A 20,957-nucleotide genomic window follows, 5' to 3' on the forward strand; every position below is an offset into this window, starting at 1 on the left:
AACAGGCGAAGGGCAACCTGAATGTTCAGGTTGCCCTTCGTTTAGATCATTTCCCTATTTCGCAAGCCTTTAGAATATGAGAAATCGGACGTCCGGCAATCAATTCACCGTTGTTTACAAACCCTTCCTCTCGTCCCTCCAGCTCGTGAATAAGCCGCTCTCTCCATTCACGTATACGCTCGAAATTATCGGTGTATCCGATTGCATTAACCTTCTCTGAGGGGTCGGTCACTAGATTGAAGAACTGCTCTTCCCCTGTCTGAGAATACCAAATGTATTTCTCTCTTCCGTCTGTTAAGAAGTGGTGGGACTTTTCACCATAGGCATGCTCCCCATGAATATAAGACCGCCACACTGTCTGATCTCCCCTACACAGTGGCATCACACTTTGCCCTTCAACTGTAACTGGGATTTGGATGCCAGCAACCTCAAGAAATGTTGGCATAATATCGCGAAGCTCTACAACGGAATCGAGCCGGGAACCTGCAAGAAGTCCCAGCGTTTCTCCCGGGTCATACAATAAGAAAGGAATCTTAGCACTCCCTTCATATGGAAGAGACTTACGGAAGTAATGGTGATCCCCCATCATCTCACCATGATCAGAAGTGAATAGAATCAAAGTTTCATTTAATACTCCATATTCCTGCAGCCCATTGATCAACCTCCCAATCTGGTCGTCAAGATGCGTAATAAGCGCATAATAGGCGGCACGGGCACGATCCAATCTGCGCTTTGGCAAATGAGTGAACGAAGATGTTGGATCCTTAGCTCTGTTTAAAGCTGCATTCTCGTCCACCCAATCTCCAACTGGAGGATCAGGAAATTCCAAGTCCTTGTACATATCTAGATAAGATTGCGGCGGATCCAAGGGGGAATGTGGACGAACGAAGGAGGACCATAGGAAAAATGGTTTTCCTGGGTCTCTTCTTCGTAAGAAGTCTAGCGACTCGGTTACGCACCAATTCGTTGGATGCATCGCTTCCGGCAAGTGCCAGGGGCGAGCAACTGTTGAGGCATTGCAATCAAGTCCTAAGTCCGTGATATCCGAATTGGCATTGGTTTGTCTTCGCAGCCATTGTAAATAATCATCCACTTGATCATAGTGTTCATCATATATGGCTTGGCTCTTGTCCCGATTGTAGTGAAGATATCCATCATGAAGCACTACATTATGGAATCCACATAGATTACGTGCAGGATATACATGCATCTTGCCAACACACTGCGTATGATAACCCGCTTGAGCAAGCTCTCCGGCAATCGTATGGGCGTAATTCCATTCAACCTTATCCTGATACCCCACCCGCCCATGTGATCTTTGGCCCATTCCTGTCATGATAGCAGCCCTCGCGGGAATACAACTCGGGGTAGCTGAGTAAGCGTGTTCAAATAATATCCCTCTTGATGCAAGAGAATCCAGGTTGGGTGTCTCAACGACGGGATGTCCCATGATGCTCAGGCAATCAAAACGCATCTGATCCACTGTGATAAGCAAAAGGTTAGGCCGCTTTGTGCCATTATGATGGTCCAGATTAGTGTCAATCATAACCTCACTCCTTTCTTATACTCCTGCGATGACGGACGGTGTTGCGATCGTATGCCACAAATTCGCACTTATCGCCCTTGGACCGTCATCGTCAACGAGACCGTCGAACGTCAGCAGCTCCTCTTCTAATTCAGCTATCTGTTCCACTTTCCCTTCAACATAACTATTAATTCGATGAATAGCCGTCCTAATCCTCTGAAGCATTCCTCCCATACGAAGATCAAAAACATCAAAACCAAAAACCTTATTTTCCAGCTCCCATTGTACCCGATAGTCATCCATAAATCGCCCGGTCAAATCTGATAGCTCTGGCAAAATTACATTGGCAAAGTGAGCTAATTCCTGTAAATTTCCCCGATGATAAGCATCGCGTATAGAAATCCCGATTTCACTCTTTATTTCTAGCAAGCGACACAAACTGGCTTGTACAGAGAATAAGGATTGCCAAGGCGAATTACGCGTGATCGCCTGTTCGAGCATTTCCGCACTTTGCTGATAATGCTTCGAATACACGTTAGGAACAACATGTCGATCAAACAAGCCACACAGCACATCTTGATAAAGCAAGTATTTAGCGGGATTAATGGAGCATCCCCCCGGTGCCGAATTTCCTGGAACCAAATTGGCCGCATCAAGCGCCATAAAGTCATCATAATTGCCTTGCACGCAGCTACTGAATCTTTCTTTGACATGGTTCTCCACGAAATGTCCTGTATAACACAGCTCGGCCCAAAGTTGAAGGGTAGGAAGAACCGAGAAAACCGAAGCCTCAGCGCCGTTATCTCCCCATGCAGTTATCAGCACTTCTTGAATTCCATGCTTAACACAGCTGTCATGTGCCAACAGACTGACTTGGCGACTGAATTCATTGTTCGGAGCGAACCCCATCCATTTCCACGCTCCACCTGCAAATCCGATATGATCATTCAGCTGCTTATGTTTGCGTAACATTCCGTCGTATTTCTCCTGCGTCTCCGAATAGTAATCCCAATAGATCAAGGTAGCATCTTCGGGGATCAGCTTAACAATATCAGGGCTGATTGGACTTTCAGCATCGTAATATTCCCCGGCACTGGCCAGACGGAAAAACATGTCACTCCACATCATAGTACGGAAACCATATTTTCTGGCGATTTCCATAACAGTGTTAAAGTGTTTTAACATAAGGGAGGATCGATCCTGGTACCCATGCTTATCAAGGTATTTACCAAGTCCCATCATATGAGCTTCATCCATCCCAATATTTATGCGGCGACTGCTTACATGAGCAGACATAAAAGCGAACATTCGATCAATTAACTCGTAAGTTCCGGGATCATCAATAAGGAGAATATCCTGGAAATCCACAAGCGGTGCATGCGCCTGCCATTTCAAAGCTTGGCCGAGATGGGCCAGCGTCTGAATACAGGGAACCAGCTCTATACCAAATAACGCGGCATACTGGTCCATCTCCCGAATCTGATCCCCTGTATATCGGCCTCTCAAATAACCGAAATAAGGGTGTCCCTCTAGTTCGTACGTGTCTTCCGTATACAATTGAACCGTTGAATATCCCATAAGTGCTAAACGCCGGATTAATTCCTTATATCCTTCATTATTAAGAACAGCATTTCGCGAACAGTCTACCATGAAGCCTAGCTGTTCATAAACCGGCGATTCATTAATTTCAACTCTTTCTCCTCGGCGTATGTTCTCGAGGAATCGGCTGAGCGCCCGGATCAATTGATGCTCCTTTTCATATTCAATGATAACCTGAACCTCATCGAAAGATATTCGAATCCCCTTACCTTGGTGCTTACAATTCACCGGAATCCCTGACGGTTCCATTCGGATTCCCAATATTCCAGCTACTTCTGAAACGGATAAAAGCTGTTTCTCATTTAACCCTGTCAAGTGAACGCTAAGGTTCATAGACTATCCCCTCCCAATCTTATAAGTATGCGATCAGTAGCGCCGCACATTCTTGGTTCTATACTAAGTCATTAAACGGAAGATCCGAGCTACTTCAGCCCGGATCTTCTCTATTAACTAATTATTCAATACCTTGTTCCTTAGCCTTCGCATTTACTTCCTCTATCATTTTATCAAGACCTTTAGCCTTATAATCGTTCACGATACTATTCCAGTAACTCTCCACCGGTTCTTTGGAAAGCATGATCTTGAGCAGATCATCATGGTCAAGCACAGTGAACTTATCCTTCGTCGGTGTGGACATATAAGTTAACCGAATGTCGTAATCCGGAACCTTCGTATTCTTCTGAATCCAATCAATATAATCGACAGCTTCTTTGCGGATTCCTTCGTTAGCAATTGTCGGGTTATCCATGGTGTAGCTGTCCGAAGTTTCATATGCCACCAAATTCTTTAGAAATCTGCTAGCTGGATACTTCTCATTTAAAGAACCCTTTTCAATGACAACTTTCTGCCCATTTTCAATCTTGTAATCCACGCCCTCGATACCATAAGTCAATAAGTCCTTGCCTTCCGGTGACAACACATAATCATAGAGTGCCATGATGCGATCCATCTTTTTATCGTCAACCGTATTGCTGAAATAACTTTCCGACCAGTATGTTTTAAAAATGGCATGTGAACGTTCACCATCAGGGCCAATAAGCGGCTTGAGTGCTTTCACGCTCTCCATGATATCCTTATCCGGATAAGCTGTTTTCCAACGTTTTTCATACATATCGCTATTTAAATTTATAAAACCGCCACCGCTCAGGAGAGCCGCTGCTTTGCCTGCTACGAAATTGTCATAAGACTCTGCAGGCTTGACAAGCGCGATATCTGGATCGATCAATCCTTTTTCGTACATATTCTTCATGTTTTGAAGCGCTGGCAGCGCATTTTTCGAAAATACAGCCGGGATAAACTTTCCGTCCTCTTTGATCCATTTAAAGTCACTGCCGCTTCCATCACTCGTGGCGACCGGGTTACCGTATAACCAGAAGAATCCGCCCAGCATCTTGGTAGTTGTCGTCGTAAGACCCGTAATATGTTTCCCTTCCGGATCCGACTTCACGATTGCCTCAAGCATGGCTTCAAACTCTTCCCATGTCTCTGGTTCTTTTGTAATTCCAGCTTTTTGAGCAAGATCCCATCGATAGAACACCATACGATCCAGTGCGCTCCAATCGACACTTGGGAACATCCGGCGAGGAACCGTATAATACTTTCCGTCTACACCCAACCCTTTAATATCCGGCGATTCGAAGTATTTTGCAAGGTTAGGATACTTAGAAAGGTCAGGAAGTGCTTTGACAACACCTTGTTCTACCCATTTGCGTTGATATTGCGTGCCGACGGCGTCGATTGCGAAGATATCAGGCAATTGGCCGGAAGCAGCCCACATTTGAATCTTCTGGGTATAGTCATCCCAAGTCATATTGACAGGCTTCAATGTAATATTGAATTTTTCCAATACTTGTTTGGCGATCGGGTCTTTTTCGATGTTAGCAATTTCAGCATCTGCATCCCAAAAACCAAGCGAAATCGTCATCGGATCCTTGTAAGGATTGTCAGTGGAATTAGAAGAATCCGTAGTCGCTTCACCGTTTGATCCCGCCTGCCCCTTGTCGTTATTGCCTCCACCGCAAGCCGTGAGCACCGAAGCTAATAAAGTTATACATAATGCCAGTGTCATCATTTTCTTTCTAAGCATGCTATAAACCTCCCTTTATACTATTTTAGGATAGAATCAATCTATTTAAAATCTTTCTTATCCTTTTATTGATCCAACCATAATGCCTTTATTAAAATGCTTCTGAAGGAACGGATAAACAACAATAATCGGAATACTCGAAACCACAATAGCTGCCATCTGAAGTGCAGGGGTGTAGACCTTCCCGGTCTGCTCTTGCTCAGCCATCGTCTGTGCCATTTGACTTAGCAAGGAATTCGAAGTGATAAGTGTCTCTCGTAAATAAATCTGGAGAGGAGCTTTTGAGGCGTCACTGATAAAGATCAACGCGTACCACCATTCATTCCATCTTTCCACGGCATAGAACAAAGCAAAGGTCGCCATAAATGGAGCAGAGATTGGAATAATGATTTTGTAAAGGATGTACAGATCATTTGCCCCATCCAGCTTAGCTGATTCTTCCAGACTTTCTGGAATCGTGTTGAAATAATTTTTCATAATGATTAGATAAAACGTATTGAGACCGGCGGGTATGATCATGACGAGTATATTGTTTACGAATCCTAAATCCTTTACGACTAGGTAAAAGGGGATTAAACCGCCATTGAAAAACATAGTGAACAAGATCAAGCTAAGCATTATGTTTCTTCCGGGCATTCCCCGCTTGGATAATGCGTATGCTCCTGCAACAGAGATCGTCATGCTGAACAACACGCCAACCACCGTTACGATGACTGAATTTAAAATTGAAGACCAAAACTTCATATCCTGTAGCAACAGCTTGTAGGCCGACAAGTCAAACGAAAGTGGAAAAATATAAAAGTCGCTTTTACTAATCGCTTCGAACCTTGCAACAGAGATAATAAGAACATTATAGAAGGGAAAAAATGTTACTAGTGCTAGAAGCCCCAGAACCACGAATGCGACGATATCGAAGACACTCCACTTTTTTCTCTTTTTAACCGTTGTGTCGGTCACTTGCTTCTCCCCTTTTCATGCAAATTAATACAGTCCTTCCTCGCCCATCTTCTTAGCGAACGTGTTGGCCGCCCATAAGAGAATCAGGCTGATAATGGACTTGACGACACCCACGGCGGTCATATAGCCAAAGTCGCTTCCTATCGTGAAGGAAGTCCGATAAATGTATGTATCGATCGTGTCGGCAACCGAATATACCGGTGAACTATACAGGTTAAAAATTTGCTCGAAGCTCGAACCTTGGGTTAGTAGTTGTCCAACTTGAAGGATTAGCAGGACTGCGACTGTACTCTTCAAGCCCGGCCATGCGATGTTAAGCAAACGGCGAAACCGGTTCGCTCCGTCCACTTCTGCCGCTTCAAACAACTCAGGATTAATCCCAGCAAGCGCCGCCAGGTAAATGATTGAATCCCAACCGATCTCTCGCCATACATGAGTGAGATACAGAACTGGCCTGAATGCACTTTCATCCACAAGCGGAGAATTCGGATCCCCGCCAAACAACATGATGATCTGGTTATAAATCCCGTCTTTGCTTAAAATATTGATGATAATCCCCGACAATACAACCCACGAAATAAAATGCGGGAACGTTAGGATCGTCTGAAAAAATCGCTTCATTTTGGTCCTGGAAAACTCATATAAAACAATCGCCAGGATAATGGGCATTGGAAAATGAATGATCAACTTCATCAAGCTGATAATGACCGTATTCCAAAATGCCCTGCGGAAATCGGGGTCGGTCAACAACGTTTGAAAATTCTCCAAGCCGATCCAGGGACTTCCCAGAATCCCCTTACTGTAATTAAATGACTTGAATGCTAACGTTACACCGTACATGGGAGCATAGCTGAAGAGGGCGTACCAGATTAACACCGGTAGAACCATGAGGTAAAAATACTTGTACTGTAAAATCGTTTTTCCTAAGCTCTGCTTAGGCGTACGAGTTTTTAAGCTTCGCTTAGGCGTACGAGCGGTTACAGAATCAGCCAATCTTCTCCCCACCTTTCTGTATGAGATTGTTTATGCGTGTAAGCGATTTATATGGTAAATTATATCGGGAGTGTAAATTCTCTTGTATAGAGAATACAACTCCGATCATGTGGATTTTTCACACTTTAGCGAGTGGCCTTCCGGTGACGCTTAATATCCGACATAGTGAGCGTAAGATAATCCATACCCCCCTTGGTCCACAATCGCTAGGATGAATTTAGGAGCACCATAGAGAAAGGGGGATTCACTTATGCGTTCAGTGATTATTGCAGATGATGAGAAGTGGATTGTAGAAGGAATTAAAGCAGGAGTGAATTGGAAGAAATACGGCTTTGAAGTGATCGACGATGCCGAAAACGGGCAAGAAGCCCTTCAATTAATTCAATCGCTTCGCCCCACCCTTGTTCTAACAGATATTAAGATGCCTGTAATGAATGGATTAGAGCTCATACAACGTGGCAAGGCTGTTGCGCCCGATACCATCTTTATCGTACTCAGCGGACATGCAGAGTTCGCTTATGCTCAGAAAGCGATGAATTATGGCACTTTCGGATACTGCCTGAAACCTTTTGAAATCGAAGAAATTGAAGGCATGCTTAACCGAATAGCCCAGCAACACGAATCGAAGGCAGTTAAAGAAAATCCTGTCCACGTCTTCGAACTGTATGAAGCGGTTTGTTCCGGAGATCTTGAACGGATTAGCTTATGGTTGGATGAGAAGAGAATACCTTTGTCAATCGATACGCCTCATATCCCTATTGTTATCCAAGGATTAAGTTCACCAGTAGAAGTCGGGCAGTTCTCTTCCCTGGTCTTCCCGATGAGCCGCCGTCGGTATGGCTATTTGTTAGAAGAGGGCCAATACGAAGTTTTCCTCCGGGGTCTTGAACAAACTGAGGTTGTACAAGAGTGCGGAGTCGGGATCGGTCCTCCTATTTCGGATATACACCAATTGGATGCGGCTTTAGAATCCGCTTCTCACGCTGCATTCAGTATGTTCGCGACGGGAATGCCTGGATGTTATCATGTGAATCAGCAACAAGAATGGCTGATCGACGAGAAGCTTAAAGAGATTTCCCGGATTATTCATAGTAAAGACCGGCTCGGATTTATAGCAGCCATGGAATCGATAAAGAAGTTATTCAAAGAGGGAACGTTCACCATTAAAGAAGCCTATTTGCTCTACACCTCGATCCTGTACTTATTTCCTCGGGAAGGGACTCGGGTTAACGGTCGTTTTTTTGAGGGGTATGAACAGCTCTATTATCGCTACGGCACGGCTGAAGCCATGATCGATGATCTGATTCTTATGACGCTTGATATTTTTATGAACAGAAACGAAACTGATATTTCACGAATTTCCAATAGCAAAGTCAAAGAAATTATGTTATATATCCGCAACCATTTTAATCAAGAAATTTCCATCCAGCATTTAGCCAATCAGTTTTTTTTAAGTCCAAATTACTTATGCCAATTATTCAAAAAAGAGGTCGGCGAGACCATCATCGAACATATTAGTCGTTTACGGATTGAATACGCTTGTAAAATGCTGGTTGAAACCGATCTTTCCATATACCAAATCGGTGAGAAATGCGGTTTCCAGGATTATTTCTACTTCACACGGATTTTTAAGCGGCATATCAAAATGACACCAACGCAATATAGGGAAGAAAACAATGAAGACATTTAAGCGACTCTCCATCCGTACTCAGGTTCTGTTATTCGGGCTGTTTATCGTTGCCATTATCCCAATCATCGTCTCAAAGGTTTATCAATTATCAAGCGAGACTATCATCAATCAGAATACGCAATATAATACAGAACTAGTTTCCCTCCTTAAGCAACGGATTTCTGCCAACTATGCCAACGTTTCATCTATGATGATGAATGTAGGGTACGACTCCACCGTCCAAAAGTTTCTCGTTGAGAATGATAAGCTCCGGGAGTACGACCTCTCACAAAAGGTAGAGGGACTATTGAGTATCGCCCGAAATATGAATACGGATATCCTGGATATTATTGTTATCGGACCCTCAAACACTCGTATTTCATTAGCGGGAAGAACGAAATATGCTGTTGATCTTATGAAGACTGCCGGGGAGGATGGAATCGTACATTATCGCGGATACAGTCCTCCTGACAAGGTTATCGACAAGAGAAAGTTACTATTCGGGATGAACATCTTCGCTTCAGGTGACACGTCTTTATATGGAGAAAAAATCGGCTATATCGCAGTTATTGTAGATATGAAAGCCATTCAAACAGAAATTTCAGAGTACCCTCGTTTGGTTGGAACCAGTTTTTTTATGATGGATGATAAAGGGATGATCTACTCTAATAGTGATGAGCCGGAAGATATGCTCCAGCAGTTTCAAAATCGGGCAACGGGAAGTGACGGAGAGTCCATCGTAGAAACAGTCAACGGAAAAAAATATGCTATTCAATCCTTTCGCCTGCCTGAGATCTCTGGAAAAATCATTACCGCCGTTCCTGTCCATAATTTAATGAAGGAACTGGAGAAATTAAAGAAGGTCAGCTACGCTTTTCTGGCATTAATCTTGTTGGTCGTTTCTATTCCCTACTCTGTGCTCATGATGAATCTCTTAAGACCATTATCTAGGCTTATGCGTTATATGAATCAATTAAAGGGCGGAAGTCTGGGAATATTAAACAATAAGGTGGATTTAAAGGGCTACGCTGAGATTGAAATCATCTCTAGACAGTTCAACGATATGACAACACGGATTCATGATTTGACGGACCAATTAATCGATGCGTCCACTCAGCTTTACCAGACTGATCTGGAAAAGCAACGAGCCGAATACTCGTATTTGCAAAGTCAAATTAATCCCCATTTCTTAAGCAATACTTTAGATACAATCAAAGGCGTTGCAATCGTAAAAGGAAATCGGGATATCTTCGAGATGACTACCGCCCTAAGCACAATGCTCAAGTACAGTATCAAAGGTAAAGCGGAGGTAACTCTTGGAGAGGAACTGAAGATCGCAGAATCTTGTGTAAGGATATATCAAGGCCGTTTCCCGGACAAATTCACATACAAGCTGTTCTGTCCACAGGAATGGTTACATATTCCCGTACCAAAAATGATCCTTCAACCCATTGTCGAAAATGCACTTGGTCATGGGCTTGAGGCTCAAGGTCAGGGCATCTTGCTGATCACAGTAGAGAAAAGTGCAGCGGGACTGCTTGAAATCGCTGTAGAAGATAATGGTGTAGGCATCGACCCTGCAAGATTGGAACAACTAACCGAGTTGCTGGCTGGTAAGAACATAGAATCCGGTGATCATATCGGGCTCCTAAACGTCAACAACCGTCTAAATCTAAAGTACGGTGATCCTTGTGGAGTTCTGCTGTTCAGTAAGGCAGGCAGTGGGACGAAGACCGTTTTGAGGCTTCCCGGATCTTTGATAGATCAACAAGAAGCCAGAACATAAAAATGGAGGTTGCCCCTTGATGGGCGACCTCCATTTTTATGTCTTTAGTTCGCTGCTTTCACTAGGTCATCTCTAAGCATCCTGTGAAGATAAGTTCACATACTCTTTCGCATGATAGGGTCCGCCTTCCTTAAGTACCGTCCATAATGGATCTATATCACAATCCATGGAACCCATCATGTTGTCATGCCATTCATTCAATAGATAGACGGCATTCATACAGATGTCTTTACGCACTTCAGCAAGATTATGTTGTTCGTAAGGATCGTCCTTCAAATCAAACAACATTTCTTTCGGGAATCCATGGTGTCCGTCATGATAGGTTCGTATATATAACCAATCCGCAAATCGGACGCTGCGTTGGCACACATGCGCACATTGTGAGATTACGAGATAGTCACGCCCTCCCAAATGTCCCTCCAGAATGGCACCTGCATAACTTTCTCCATCCCATGAAGGAGCCTCTTTCAATTTCAAAAGGCTTGCTAATGTGGGTCCAAGATCAAGGTGATAATGTAGCCCATCCTCCACGATTCCCTTCTTGCCCCCTGGCCAGCGAACTATCATCGGAATGCGGCAAGTCGCCTGATCTGCCGTGCCGTGCTCAGAGTAAATCCCTAACTCACCCAGGCTCTCACCGTGATCCGCAGAGATTATGATAGCCGTATCTTCCATCACGCCAAGTGCTCTCAGCTTGGAGAAGACTTTTCCGAGATGCTCATCCAGATACTTGACTCCAGCATCATAGTTGTCGAAGATAACACGGAGGTCCTCATGATTCACTATTTCCTGATTATGCCTGAAATGCTGATAATAATGCGATTTAGCGAGCGCATTCATATCTTCTATACTGTGCTGCCCTTTCTTATTTCGGTGAAGCTCAAACACATCTTCAGTGATCCAATCGGGTAAGGGCTCCTTCTCAAACGGATTACCGTAGCTCTCAGGTGTACGATAAGGCGTATGAGGATCCCAGAAATTCAGGTGCAGAAACCAATTTTCGGACTCCCCGTTATCCTCAAGCCATTTAAGTGCCACTGGAAGCACCTGCTCTGCCGTCTCATGCCCCCTTCCACCAACATTGAACACTTCTTGAAATCCGGCATTAAAGGTCCAGGCCGAGTGTCGTTCGGCGAAGGTGCTGATCGATGTGGTTTTCATGGCCGCTTGCCTTAATATAGCGGGAATACTCTCCATTCCTAGTCGATCATTGAATTCACGTTTGGGCCCTTCTCTACGCATATCAGCAGCGGTTCCCCCATGTCCTACAATTCCATTATGAATGCCAAATCTCCCTGACATTAAAGCGGAACGAGACGGCAGACACGGAGCATCTGAACAATAATAGTTGGTAAAGGTAACCCCTTCTTTAGCGATTAAATCGATATTCGGGGAGGTATTCCGAGGATAGCCATAACATCCCAGATGGTCCGGGCGAAGCGAATCCAAATCCAAATATAAGATTCTCATGAGGTATTTTCCCTACCTTTCCTGTTGCTCGAATGATTACGTTCGATTCGGGCAGCTTAGAATGATCTGCTCATGCTTATAAGAGTAAATGAATATGGAACACTCCGCTATGGAGTGGCGATGTTTGTTTTTGTAAATTCGATACTTTTTCGGTGCTCAGCCGGACCCTTGCCGTATTCGCCACGAAATACCTTGCTGAAGTACGAGGCATCATAATAACCACATCTTTGGGAGATATGCTCGATGGTATAATCTGTATATTCCAACATTTGTTTAGCTTGCTGCAGCCTTAATTTTCGAAGCATTTGCATAGGTGTCAGTTTATATATTTTCTGAAATGCCCGGCTAAAATAAACCGGATTCATATGATAGAGCTTGGAAAGCTCCTCTCTACTAATCTCTTGATCAAGTCTCTCCTCCATATATTGCAACGCCTCGTTAAAGCGGTCCGTGACATAGGGGTCTCGAGATGAGCGGCGCCCGCCAAGCTTGGTGCTCTCCATAACTTCATAAAGGAGAAAAAATGCCAATGAACCGACCTGAACATTTCTGAAATCATCTTCCTCCTGCAGCCACAGGCTTCGCAGCTCGTCAAACCTTCGCTCATATTCGCTTCGATCCCGGACCCGAATCACCTTGCCTAGAGGGAATAACTTAAAGAAATCATCTCCGTCTTTAACTTTAGCGTTAATATTAAACAGATAATGTACACCATCCGTTTTGGAGATCACATTAAAAGGTTCATTAGGACGGTGGATCATCACGTCTCCGGCAGAAGCAACATAATCACCCTCGGAGGATGTCGTCAATACCTCACCTTTTTGGATATAAGAGACGGTATAACAAGACTGGACGTAATCGAATAAGGCCCGCTTCTGATATTGAATTTTTATGACGTCCAGCACGGTGATCTCAAACTGACTATGAATGATAGAGGACAAAGAAGTTCCTCCTTCTAATGTAGTAGTCTTTATGTTTTCTCAGCCTGTAAAATCAGCCGCACATCGAAAGCCAATATTCCCTGCTGAGCTGTCTGGTGTATTTTTGCTTCTGGCTGCCACCCGATAACGGTTACAATAAGATTTATGGCACAAATACGATCCTCCTCGCATCGACCTTGCTACACCGCTTACCGGGCCTCTCGGATTCACAGATTCGGAAGACAAATGATAGTCCGGCGTAAACCAATCCTCACACCATTCCCACGCATTTCCTGACATATTAAAAAGGCCATATCCGTTAGGTTGATAGGACTTCACCGGTGCCGTACCTGCATAACCGTCGCTGGCATGATTTTTATCGGGGAACTTTCCTTGCCAAATATTGCAGCGATGCTCTCCACCCGGTTTTAATTCGTCACCCCAAGGATAACGTTTCTGAACCAGACCTCCTCTTGCGGCATACTCCCACTCCGCTTCCGTAGGAAGACGTTTGCTGGCCCAGCGACAATACGCATCCGCATCATTCCATGATATATGAATTGCAGGATGATCAAGGCGTTCGTCTACATGCGAATCCGGGCCTTCTGGATGGCTCCAATCCGCTCCGTCTACCACCCACCACCAGGGGGTTTGAGTGGCCACTTGGGTTACCTTTTCCCCTGTCTCTTTGGAAACAAAAGAATGAAACACGTAAGACCATCCAAAACGTTCCGCATCTGTAACGTAGTTTGTTTCCTTGATAAATAAAGCAAACTGTTTATTCGTAACTGCCGTAGCATTGATCAAAAAGGTAGATAAGGTAACATTCCTTGCTGGCCCTTCTCCATCTGCCGGAAAACCTTCTTTGTCATCCGTCCCCATAAGAAAAGTACCTCCTGGAATAAGGATCATGTCCGATAAATCTTTATCCTCTTCTAGTCCTTGGACCGTTGTGTACTCCTTACAAATATCGACGGACCCTTGTTTCTCAATTTGATTTCTACTAGCTGAACAGCAAGCCCGTATATTCTCTGACATGTACTTACCTCCAATCTGGGATCGTTCCGGCTCTATCTAAAAAAAGACTACACCAACAATACCAGAGGCAACAATAATGGTGAGCGGATGCAGCTTATATTTCATTAAACCATAAAGTGCAGCGAATACAATGATCAACGTACCAATGGTCTGCCAACTAATAAAAGCATGTTCCACGCTATTTAAGCCAAACCGAATCGCAGCATAAGCAATCAAGCCTGTAATCACTGGACGTAAACCATAGAATAACGTTTTAATCCATTGACTGTCTCTCACCCGATAAAAGAAGATGGAAACAACAATGATGATGATTAATGAAGGTAGAACCATGCCTAATGTGGACACAATCGCTCCTTCAATTCCAGCTACACGATATCCAATCAAGGTGGCACTGTTAGTTGCAACAGGGCCTGGTGACATCCCTGCGATGGAAACTACCTCTTGAAATTCCCTTTCGGATAACCAGCCACCAGCCATAGCTTCATGCTGAATCATCGGAATGATGGCGTACCCTCCACCAAAGGAGAGCAGTCCAATTTTAATAAAAATAAAAAATAAATTCCAAATCACATCGCATCCCCCTAGATGTAATACTCCGGATAATTCGACTCTTCATCAGAATCATTCAAGGACTCCTTCTCCGTCCGAACCTGCAGCCCTAAGAGCTGTTTGATTGGTAAATAGACAAACCCGATAACTAATCCAATTGCGATCACGTAAATGGGATTGATTCCGAAAACTAATAAAACGACCGGTATAACTATCGCTGTAACAGCTGTAGTCTTGTCAAATATAGCGTTCTTGGCCATTCGATATGCAGCTACTAGGATCAAGGCAATAACAGCACCATGAATCCCCTTCATAGCGGCAATAACTTTTGGTTGATCGGCCAGTTGTGAGTATACAGCACTAAGCAAACAAACAATGATAAAGGTTGGAATCGTAATCCCTGCGATTGCAGCAATTGCACCTTTCACACCAGCAAGACGATAACCAATGAATGCCGCTGCATTTACACCTACACCACCTGGCGCAGCGCCAGCTAGAGATAGAATTTCATCCATCTCCTCTTCACCCAACCATTTCCGTTTAGCGGAAATTTCCCGTTCGATCATGGGGATCATTGCATAACCGCCCCCAAAAGTTACGGGACCGATTCGAACAAATACCCAAAACAACTGGAACAGTAAACTTACCCTGAGGTCTGTATTCGTCATCACATTTGCTTTTATAGTTGTTCTCATGAACTCCACCCTTATATATTCTGTAGTAATTTCATTATAACACTTTTTCCCAAAATGGAATTAAGTTTTTTGAACGGAAAAATACAATCTATGGTTTATGAGTTATACTATATTAATGTTAATAAATACAAACTTTATTAAAAACGATCTTACTAGTTCATCCTATATATAGCTTGGAGGTATATCGTGGAAAAGCGCTCGACACACATTCCATCCCCAAAGAAACTCCTATATGACCAAATCGCCGAACAAGGTACTGTTTCCAAGTTGGACCTTCTACAAACATTTTCACTGACCAAAAGCACAATGACTCGAATATTGGATGAAATGACGGAGGAAGGCTTGCTGATAGAATGCGGATTTGGGGAATCTAGCGGAGGAAGAAGACCTATTTTATACCAGATCAATCCTTCCTACGGTTACATCATCGGTTTAGAGATTTCCAGATTGTATTCTTCCCTTGGTTTATTTGATATGCAAATGAACCCAAAATCAATTGTTCATTGGAGAATGGATCAGGCATTCACACCTGAAAGATTTTTGGATCATGTAAGTAATCAAATACGCGCTTTCCTCAGGGATCATCAGTTAGTGGACAGTCAAATCATAGGGATAGGAGTAGGGGCTGTGGGGCCACTTGACCGCGAAAATGGCTTGATCCTAAAACCGCTACACTTCCCTTCTCCAGGCTGGAACAATCTTCCGATTTGCAAGCTGGTAAAGGAACGGACAGGCTTCAAAGCTTTCTTGGACAACGGTGCCAATTCCGCACTGCTTGGGGAACGATGGTCAATTCGTCATACTAATATTCAACATATGCTTTATGTACATGCTGGAGCAGGACTCCGCTATGCGATGATGTCGCATGGAAGTATTGTTCATGGCACGATGGATATGGAAGATGCAATTGGTCAAATGATCATTCAGACTGACGGCCCCCGATTAAATAATGATGGGAACTACGGAGCTCTGGAAGCATTTGTATCCGTCCAGGCACTGGAACAAAGTGCACGCTCGGAGGCGAGCATGGACAATGACCTGATCCTCCAAAGTTATAAAGTTTCGCCAGAGAAGCTGACTTATGATGTTCTTGTACAAGCCTTTAGAGACGGTAATCCACACGCACGCGAATTATTTACGCAAGCCGCCATTCACTTCGGTATTGGCCTCGCTAATGTCATCAATTTATTTCATCCTGAGACCATCATTCTAGGTGGTGCGCTCATCCACTCTCACGATTTGTTCTTCCAAACGGCAGTGGAGGTAGCCCAGAGAAACACTTATCGTTATCCTGAATACCAACCTCAATTTTCTTTAGGTACATTAAAAGAAGAAGCTGTGGTGACCGGTGCGGCTATAATGGTGAGAAATCACATGGTTCTCTAGCAACATAAAAGGCCGTCCCACAACCATTTGCATGATTGTTGGGATGGCCTTTTTGAATCTGACCTATAATGGCTGACAGCAATTTTTGAATTTTTTCCCGCTTCCGCAGAGACATGGTTCATTTCGACCCGGAAGTGATTTTGCATTTTTCCTGAACTCCATCAGCTGCTCCGATCTAAGTCGGTTCGCAAGCATCATCATGCGTTCATAAGTATGTGAATAGAACATTTTGTAGCTGTGGCAAAAATAATCAACCTCATTACGATCCTTAACATCAAGCCAATTTCGGTTGCGCGGGCATCCCCCATTGCAAAAGCTAAGGTACTCACACTTATGACATGATTCTTTCATATCGGGCTTCATTAACAAAAAGTCATCATATACTGGGCTGGCAAGCAGCACTTCTAGATCGGTTTGGCTGATATTTCCTAACCTGTGCTCTTCATCGATAAAGAAATCGCAAGGGTAGGCATCCCCGTTCGTTTCAAGTACCATCATCTTCGGACAACATGAGTTGTGAACGCATAACTCCGGCTCACGATTCATGAGTACAAGAAGCATATTCTCGAAAATGCGAATGGGAAGCTCTGGATACCCCTCGTTGTACCACAAGTCAAATGTACGGCATAAAAACACTCCGTATTGTTCAGGTGTAATTCGGAAGCGTCCATGCATATCACTATTTTGTGAAACAAAATCCATGCAAGGGATAAACTGAATATAAGGAAATTTATGTTCTTGGTAAAATGACATCAACTCATCTGGTCTCGTCACGTTATCCTCATGAATCACCGTCAAAATGCTATACTCCACACCCTCATTCTGTAAATGACGAATTCCACGCATAACTAAATCATAACTTCCTTTTCCCGATCCCGTTATACGATGAGAATCATGAATAGGCTCAGGACCGTCCAGACTTATCCCGACCAAAAAGTTATACCGTTTAAAAAATTTCGCCCATTTCTCATTAATAAGCGTTCCGTTGGTCTGCAGCGCATTACTTATCATCGTATGAGGTGGAGCGTACTTCGCCTGCAGTGAAATCACTTGTTCAAAATACGGAAGTCCGGCTAATAGCGGCTCCCCTCCCTGCCAAGAGAAAGTCGCTATCCCTGAAGATCTACTCATGTACTGAGCGATAAACCGCTCTAAAAGATTCGTATCCATCACTCGGATCGGTTGATGAGGATGTCCTCCTGCTGTGCTGTAATAGCAATAATCACAGGCTAAATTACAATCCTCTGAGACGGTTTTCCACATGACATGAAGCGTCTCAGGCTTCGAGGTCTGTATGTATGTTGTCATACGATTTTGCCACTCCTATGTATTTTTTTGTTAAAGCGCTTACTTATTGCTTCAATTAAATCATAGGTACGTATGTCAACGATGAGCAAAACATCATAGTTTGTCGAATATCCGGAGATAAAAAAACTGCACTCCCTATTGTCTGTTGAGACAAAGTAATGGAGGTGCAGTTTCTTTGAGGATCAGTCTAACGGTAGTTAGACACTACGTCTTATTAATTACGAACGTATTCCTTATTTGCTGTTTCCAACATTGATTTCCAATCCGCAAACTTCGTCTCCCTCACCACATGACGATCAAAAAGTTCATCAGGTATGTCATCAACATCTTCTTCTGAGTTTACTTGAAAGTTCCCTTTGATTAGAAACTCATCGAAGCTCTTGCAATTGGAATACTTACTCATAAACGCTTCATTAAACAACTTCTCAAAAGAGATGTGATTGGGATCTTCTTGATTCATTTTCTGTCCTTGTAGCTCATTCATCAATTCTTCCATGGTCATTGGTTTTTGTCTTCTCAAATTACCACTCCTAATTTTCCAATATGGTTTCAGACTATCATGTTAATCCATAAATCACACGAATCCTAAGCTTAACATAATTTTCACTATTTTACCTTTCGATTTTCAATTTAATACGTCGAAAAAAAGTCTCTAATCACAGAATGAGAATATCAATCCTAACAAAAAGCCTCCCTTATACATATAAGGAAGGCTTTTTCGCACTATTTCCTCTAGGACAATTTCACCAAGCTGTAGTTTTTCTTCCCTTTACGGATAATGATAAACCGGCCACCGATAGCTTCGCTAGCTGTAACTTCAAGTCCAACATCGCTAACTTTCTCACCATTCATGGAGATTGCTCCTTTGGTGATATCCTCACGCGCTTGACGCTTGGATGGCTCAATACCGAGATCAACTAGCCATTCCACGATATTCTTGGATTCCAAAGTCGTTTCGTAAGTCGGCATTTCCTTGAAGCCTTGCTCGATCTCATCAGCAGTTAGGGACTTGATATCTCCACTGAACAAAGCAGCAGTAATGCGTTTAGCTTGCTCTAGTAATTCTTCACCATGCACGAATCTTGTCATTTCTTCGGCAAGTGTTTTTTGCGCTTCACGTTTATGAGGTTCGGTCTGTACTTTTTCCGCAAGCGCATCAATTTGCTCTTTAGACAGGAATGTAAAGTACTTCAAGTATTTCACAACATCACGGTCATCAGTGTTCGCCCAGAACTGGTAGAACTCAAATGCTGTCGTTTTGTTCGGATCCAGCCAAATGGCTCCCCCAGCTGATTTACCGAATTTCGTACCATCGGCTTTCAACATCAGTGGGATAGTAAGTCCAAATGCTACAGCCTCAGAGCCTTCTTTTCTACGGATTAAATCCAGACCGCTTGTAATGTTCCCCCACTGATCCGAGCCACCAATTTGCAGCTGCACATCTTCATGTTTGTATAGATGCAGGTAATCTAGAGATTGCAGGATTTGGTAGGAGAATTCCGTAAAGGAAATTCCGCTGTCCAATCTGCTCGCTACAACATCTTTAGCAAGCATGGAATTGATGCTGAAGTTCTTCCCGTAGTCACGCAAAAATTCGATAACATTGATTTTATGCGTCCAATCGTAGTTGTTGACCATGCGGATTTGATTGTCGCCATCGGTCACGAACAGTTTTTTCATCTGAGCAGTAAGTGCATCAACATTCGCTTGCACTTGCTCCAATGTTTGCAAAGAGCGCTCGGACTGGCGTCCACTTGGATCACCGATCGTACCAGTAGCACCACCAATTAGAATTACTGGGCGGTGTCCCGCAAGTTGGAATCTCTTGAGTACCATGAACGGAATCAAGTGGCCAATATGCATACTGTCACCCGTTGGATCTACACCGCAGTACACCGAAACGGATTTCTGATTGGTCAATTCTTTAAGCCCTTCGGCATCGGTTTGTTGATTGATGGCATCGCGCCATTCTAGTTCGTCGATAATATTCATTGCCTAACACCCCTTAAATTAGTAGATAACCTATTGATGAAGTGAAACATATAAATCCTTATATTTAAAAAACAAAAAATCGCCCCTTGTCTATTGTAGACATAGGGACGATTGAATAACCGTGTTACCACCCAGATTGCATCAATGAAACATTAAGCTAAAGCACAGCATTGATGCCACTCGTGACGAGATATCGTTCGCCATTCCGCTCGGGGTTAGCCGAGATACTCCAAAGTGTAATTCGTACTCTTAGTGTGTACCGGGTTTCATCGACCCCCGGCTTTCTGGAACAGGGACTAAGTTACTACTGGGCTTCTTCAACGTATATCGTTTATAAGATTACAGCCAGTATAGAGAAATAATTCTTCAATGTCAACTATCTTAAGCTGAGAATCCTAAGACACACTCCTGCTGTGATGCACTACTAGGCATTTCCATCTTTTTTCTGTTACAATTACGGAAAAAGAGGTGAACGAATCCGCATGCTTGATCCTATCGATAATCATATTTTGCAGCGGCTGGCCCAAAACAGCAGAATATCCTATACTGATCTGGCTAAAGAAGTTAATTTATCCAGTGTAGCGGTAAAAGACCGTATTGATCGGCTCGTCAACCAAGGAATCATTGAGCAATTTTCTATTGTCATTAGCGCGGAGAAGCTTGGCAAGAAAATTTCCGCTTATCTGGAACTTGAAGTAGAGCCTGCTCATTTAAATCATATTGTCGAAGTCCTGAAAGAAAACGAACGCGTTGCAGTACTTTATGAAATGACTGGTCCTTGCATTCTTCACATCCATATTCTGGTTGAGAATCTTGAAGAGATGGAACGGTTTATGCATGAATCAATCTACTGTCTGGATGGTCTAGTACGTGTAGAAAACCAAATTTTATTAAAGCGCCACAAAAATCAGGATGGTCTAAATATATAAAAAAAGAACCGGCTAAATAAGACGGTTCTTTTTCTTAAATGGATACTGAAGGATA

17 protein-coding genes and 1 other annotated feature are annotated in these 20,957 nt (G+C 43.4%); of the genes, 4 read left to right on the top strand and 13 right to left on the bottom strand.

The window, feature by feature from the left end:
* Nucleotides 1–46: 46 nt before the first annotated feature.
* The 5 genes from ACN6MV_RS17940 to ACN6MV_RS17960 all read right to left on the bottom strand — a co-directional run bounded on the left by ACN6MV_RS17940 (nt 47) and on the right by ACN6MV_RS17960 (nt 7,160).
* Nucleotides 47–1,546 carry an arylsulfatase gene (locus ACN6MV_RS17940; protein WP_419884544.1) on the bottom strand — a complete coding sequence of 500 codons (1,500 nt, stop codon included), beginning with the start codon at nt 1,544–1,546 and terminating at the stop codon, nt 47–49.
* A 15-nt stretch (nt 1,547–1,561) separates the two neighbouring features.
* A complete protein-coding gene (locus ACN6MV_RS17945) occupies nt 1,562–3,457 on the bottom strand; it encodes a family 20 glycosylhydrolase (RefSeq protein WP_419884545.1) in 1,896 nt (631 codons plus the stop codon).
* A gap of 121 nt (nt 3,458–3,578) precedes the next feature.
* Nucleotides 3,579–5,210 carry an extracellular solute-binding protein gene (locus ACN6MV_RS17950; RefSeq protein ID WP_341113435.1) on the bottom strand — a complete coding sequence of 544 codons (1,632 nt, stop codon included), beginning with the start codon at nt 5,208–5,210 and terminating at the stop codon, nt 3,579–3,581.
* Nucleotides 5,211–5,267: 57 nt separating this feature from the next.
* Complete coding sequence (locus ACN6MV_RS17955; protein WP_042128541.1) at nt 5,268–6,167, bottom strand: carbohydrate ABC transporter permease; 900 nt, start codon at nt 6,165–6,167, stop codon at nt 5,268–5,270.
* A 24-nt stretch (nt 6,168–6,191) separates the two neighbouring features.
* The gene (locus ACN6MV_RS17960) at nt 6,192–7,160 is read right to left on the bottom strand and encodes an ABC transporter permease (RefSeq protein ID WP_042128542.1); all 969 of its coding nucleotides are present in this window, start codon (nt 7,158–7,160) and stop codon (nt 6,192–6,194) included.
* Nucleotides 7,161–7,410: 250 nt separating this feature from the next.
* On the opposite strand from ACN6MV_RS17960, the gene ACN6MV_RS17965 reads away from it, so the two are divergent.
* Together ACN6MV_RS17965 and ACN6MV_RS17970 are read left to right on the top strand one after the other, a co-directional pair.
* Nucleotides 7,411–8,850: a response regulator gene (locus tag ACN6MV_RS17965; RefSeq protein WP_042128543.1), complete on the top strand. Its 1,440-nt coding sequence runs from the start codon at nt 7,411–7,413 to the stop codon at nt 8,848–8,850.
* The gene (locus ACN6MV_RS17970; RefSeq protein WP_042128544.1) at nt 8,837–10,615 is read left to right on the top strand and encodes a cache domain-containing sensor histidine kinase; all 1,779 of its coding nucleotides are present in this window, start codon (nt 8,837–8,839) and stop codon (nt 10,613–10,615) included. Before ACN6MV_RS17965 ends, ACN6MV_RS17970 begins: the two co-directional genes overlap by 14 nt.
* 72 nt (nt 10,616–10,687) lie before the next feature.
* Here ACN6MV_RS17970 and ACN6MV_RS17975 read toward each other — a convergent pair whose 3' ends face one another.
* The 5 genes from ACN6MV_RS17975 to ACN6MV_RS17995 form a co-directional block, all read right to left on the bottom strand.
* A complete protein-coding gene (locus ACN6MV_RS17975; RefSeq protein ID WP_419884546.1) occupies nt 10,688–12,085 on the bottom strand; it encodes a sulfatase in 1,398 nt (465 codons plus the stop codon).
* Nucleotides 12,086–12,192: 107 nt separating this feature from the next.
* Nucleotides 12,193–13,026, bottom strand: coding sequence for a helix-turn-helix domain-containing protein (locus ACN6MV_RS17980; protein ID WP_419884547.1), 834 nt, complete (start codon nt 13,024–13,026; stop codon nt 12,193–12,195).
* Nucleotides 13,027–13,065: 39 nt separating this feature from the next.
* Entirely contained in the window at nt 13,066–14,043 is a 978-nt protein-coding gene (locus tag ACN6MV_RS17985) for a formylglycine-generating enzyme family protein (protein WP_419884548.1), read from the bottom strand.
* A gap of 36 nt (nt 14,044–14,079) precedes the next feature.
* Nucleotides 14,080–14,613, bottom strand: coding sequence for a chromate transporter (locus ACN6MV_RS17990; RefSeq protein ID WP_419884549.1), 534 nt, complete (start codon nt 14,611–14,613; stop codon nt 14,080–14,082).
* An 11-nt stretch (nt 14,614–14,624) separates the two neighbouring features.
* Nucleotides 14,625–15,287, bottom strand: coding sequence for a chromate transporter (locus ACN6MV_RS17995; protein WP_419884550.1), 663 nt, complete (start codon nt 15,285–15,287; stop codon nt 14,625–14,627).
* Between the two features lie 186 nt (nt 15,288–15,473).
* Between ACN6MV_RS17995 and ACN6MV_RS18000 the strand changes: the two genes are divergently transcribed.
* Entirely contained in the window at nt 15,474–16,673 is a 1,200-nt protein-coding gene (locus ACN6MV_RS18000) for an ROK family protein (RefSeq protein WP_419884551.1), read from the top strand.
* 63 nt (nt 16,674–16,736) lie between these two features.
* On the opposite strand, the gene ACN6MV_RS18005 is transcribed toward ACN6MV_RS18000, so the two are convergent.
* From ACN6MV_RS18005 to tyrS, 3 genes are all read right to left on the bottom strand, one after another.
* Nucleotides 16,737–17,981, bottom strand: a complete 1,245-nt coding sequence (locus tag ACN6MV_RS18005) for an anaerobic sulfatase maturase (protein ID WP_419884552.1) — start codon at nt 17,979–17,981, stop codon at nt 16,737–16,739.
* A gap of 214 nt (nt 17,982–18,195) precedes the next feature.
* The gene (locus ACN6MV_RS18010) at nt 18,196–18,483 is read right to left on the bottom strand and encodes a hypothetical protein (protein ID WP_419886775.1); all 288 of its coding nucleotides are present in this window, start codon (nt 18,481–18,483) and stop codon (nt 18,196–18,198) included.
* Nucleotides 18,484–18,713: 230 nt separating this feature from the next.
* Nucleotides 18,714–19,973, bottom strand: a complete 1,260-nt coding sequence (gene tyrS / locus ACN6MV_RS18015; RefSeq protein WP_042128557.1) for a tyrosine--tRNA ligase — start codon at nt 19,971–19,973, stop codon at nt 18,714–18,716.
* A gap of 100 nt (nt 19,974–20,073) precedes the next feature.
* Nucleotides 20,074–20,303, bottom strand: a binding site (T-box leader).
* Nucleotides 20,304–20,455: 152 nt separating this feature from the next.
* Here tyrS and ACN6MV_RS18020 point away from each other — a divergent pair.
* A complete protein-coding gene (locus tag ACN6MV_RS18020) occupies nt 20,456–20,902 on the top strand; it encodes an Lrp/AsnC family transcriptional regulator (RefSeq protein WP_042128559.1) in 447 nt (148 codons plus the stop codon).
* The last annotated feature ends 55 nt before the right edge of the window (nt 20,903–20,957 follow it).

Origin of the sequence: Paenibacillus sp. B-A-8, assembly GCF_048572915.1 — a bacterium.
Taxonomy (GTDB): domain Bacteria; phylum Bacillota; class Bacilli; order Paenibacillales; family Paenibacillaceae; genus Paenibacillus_AQ.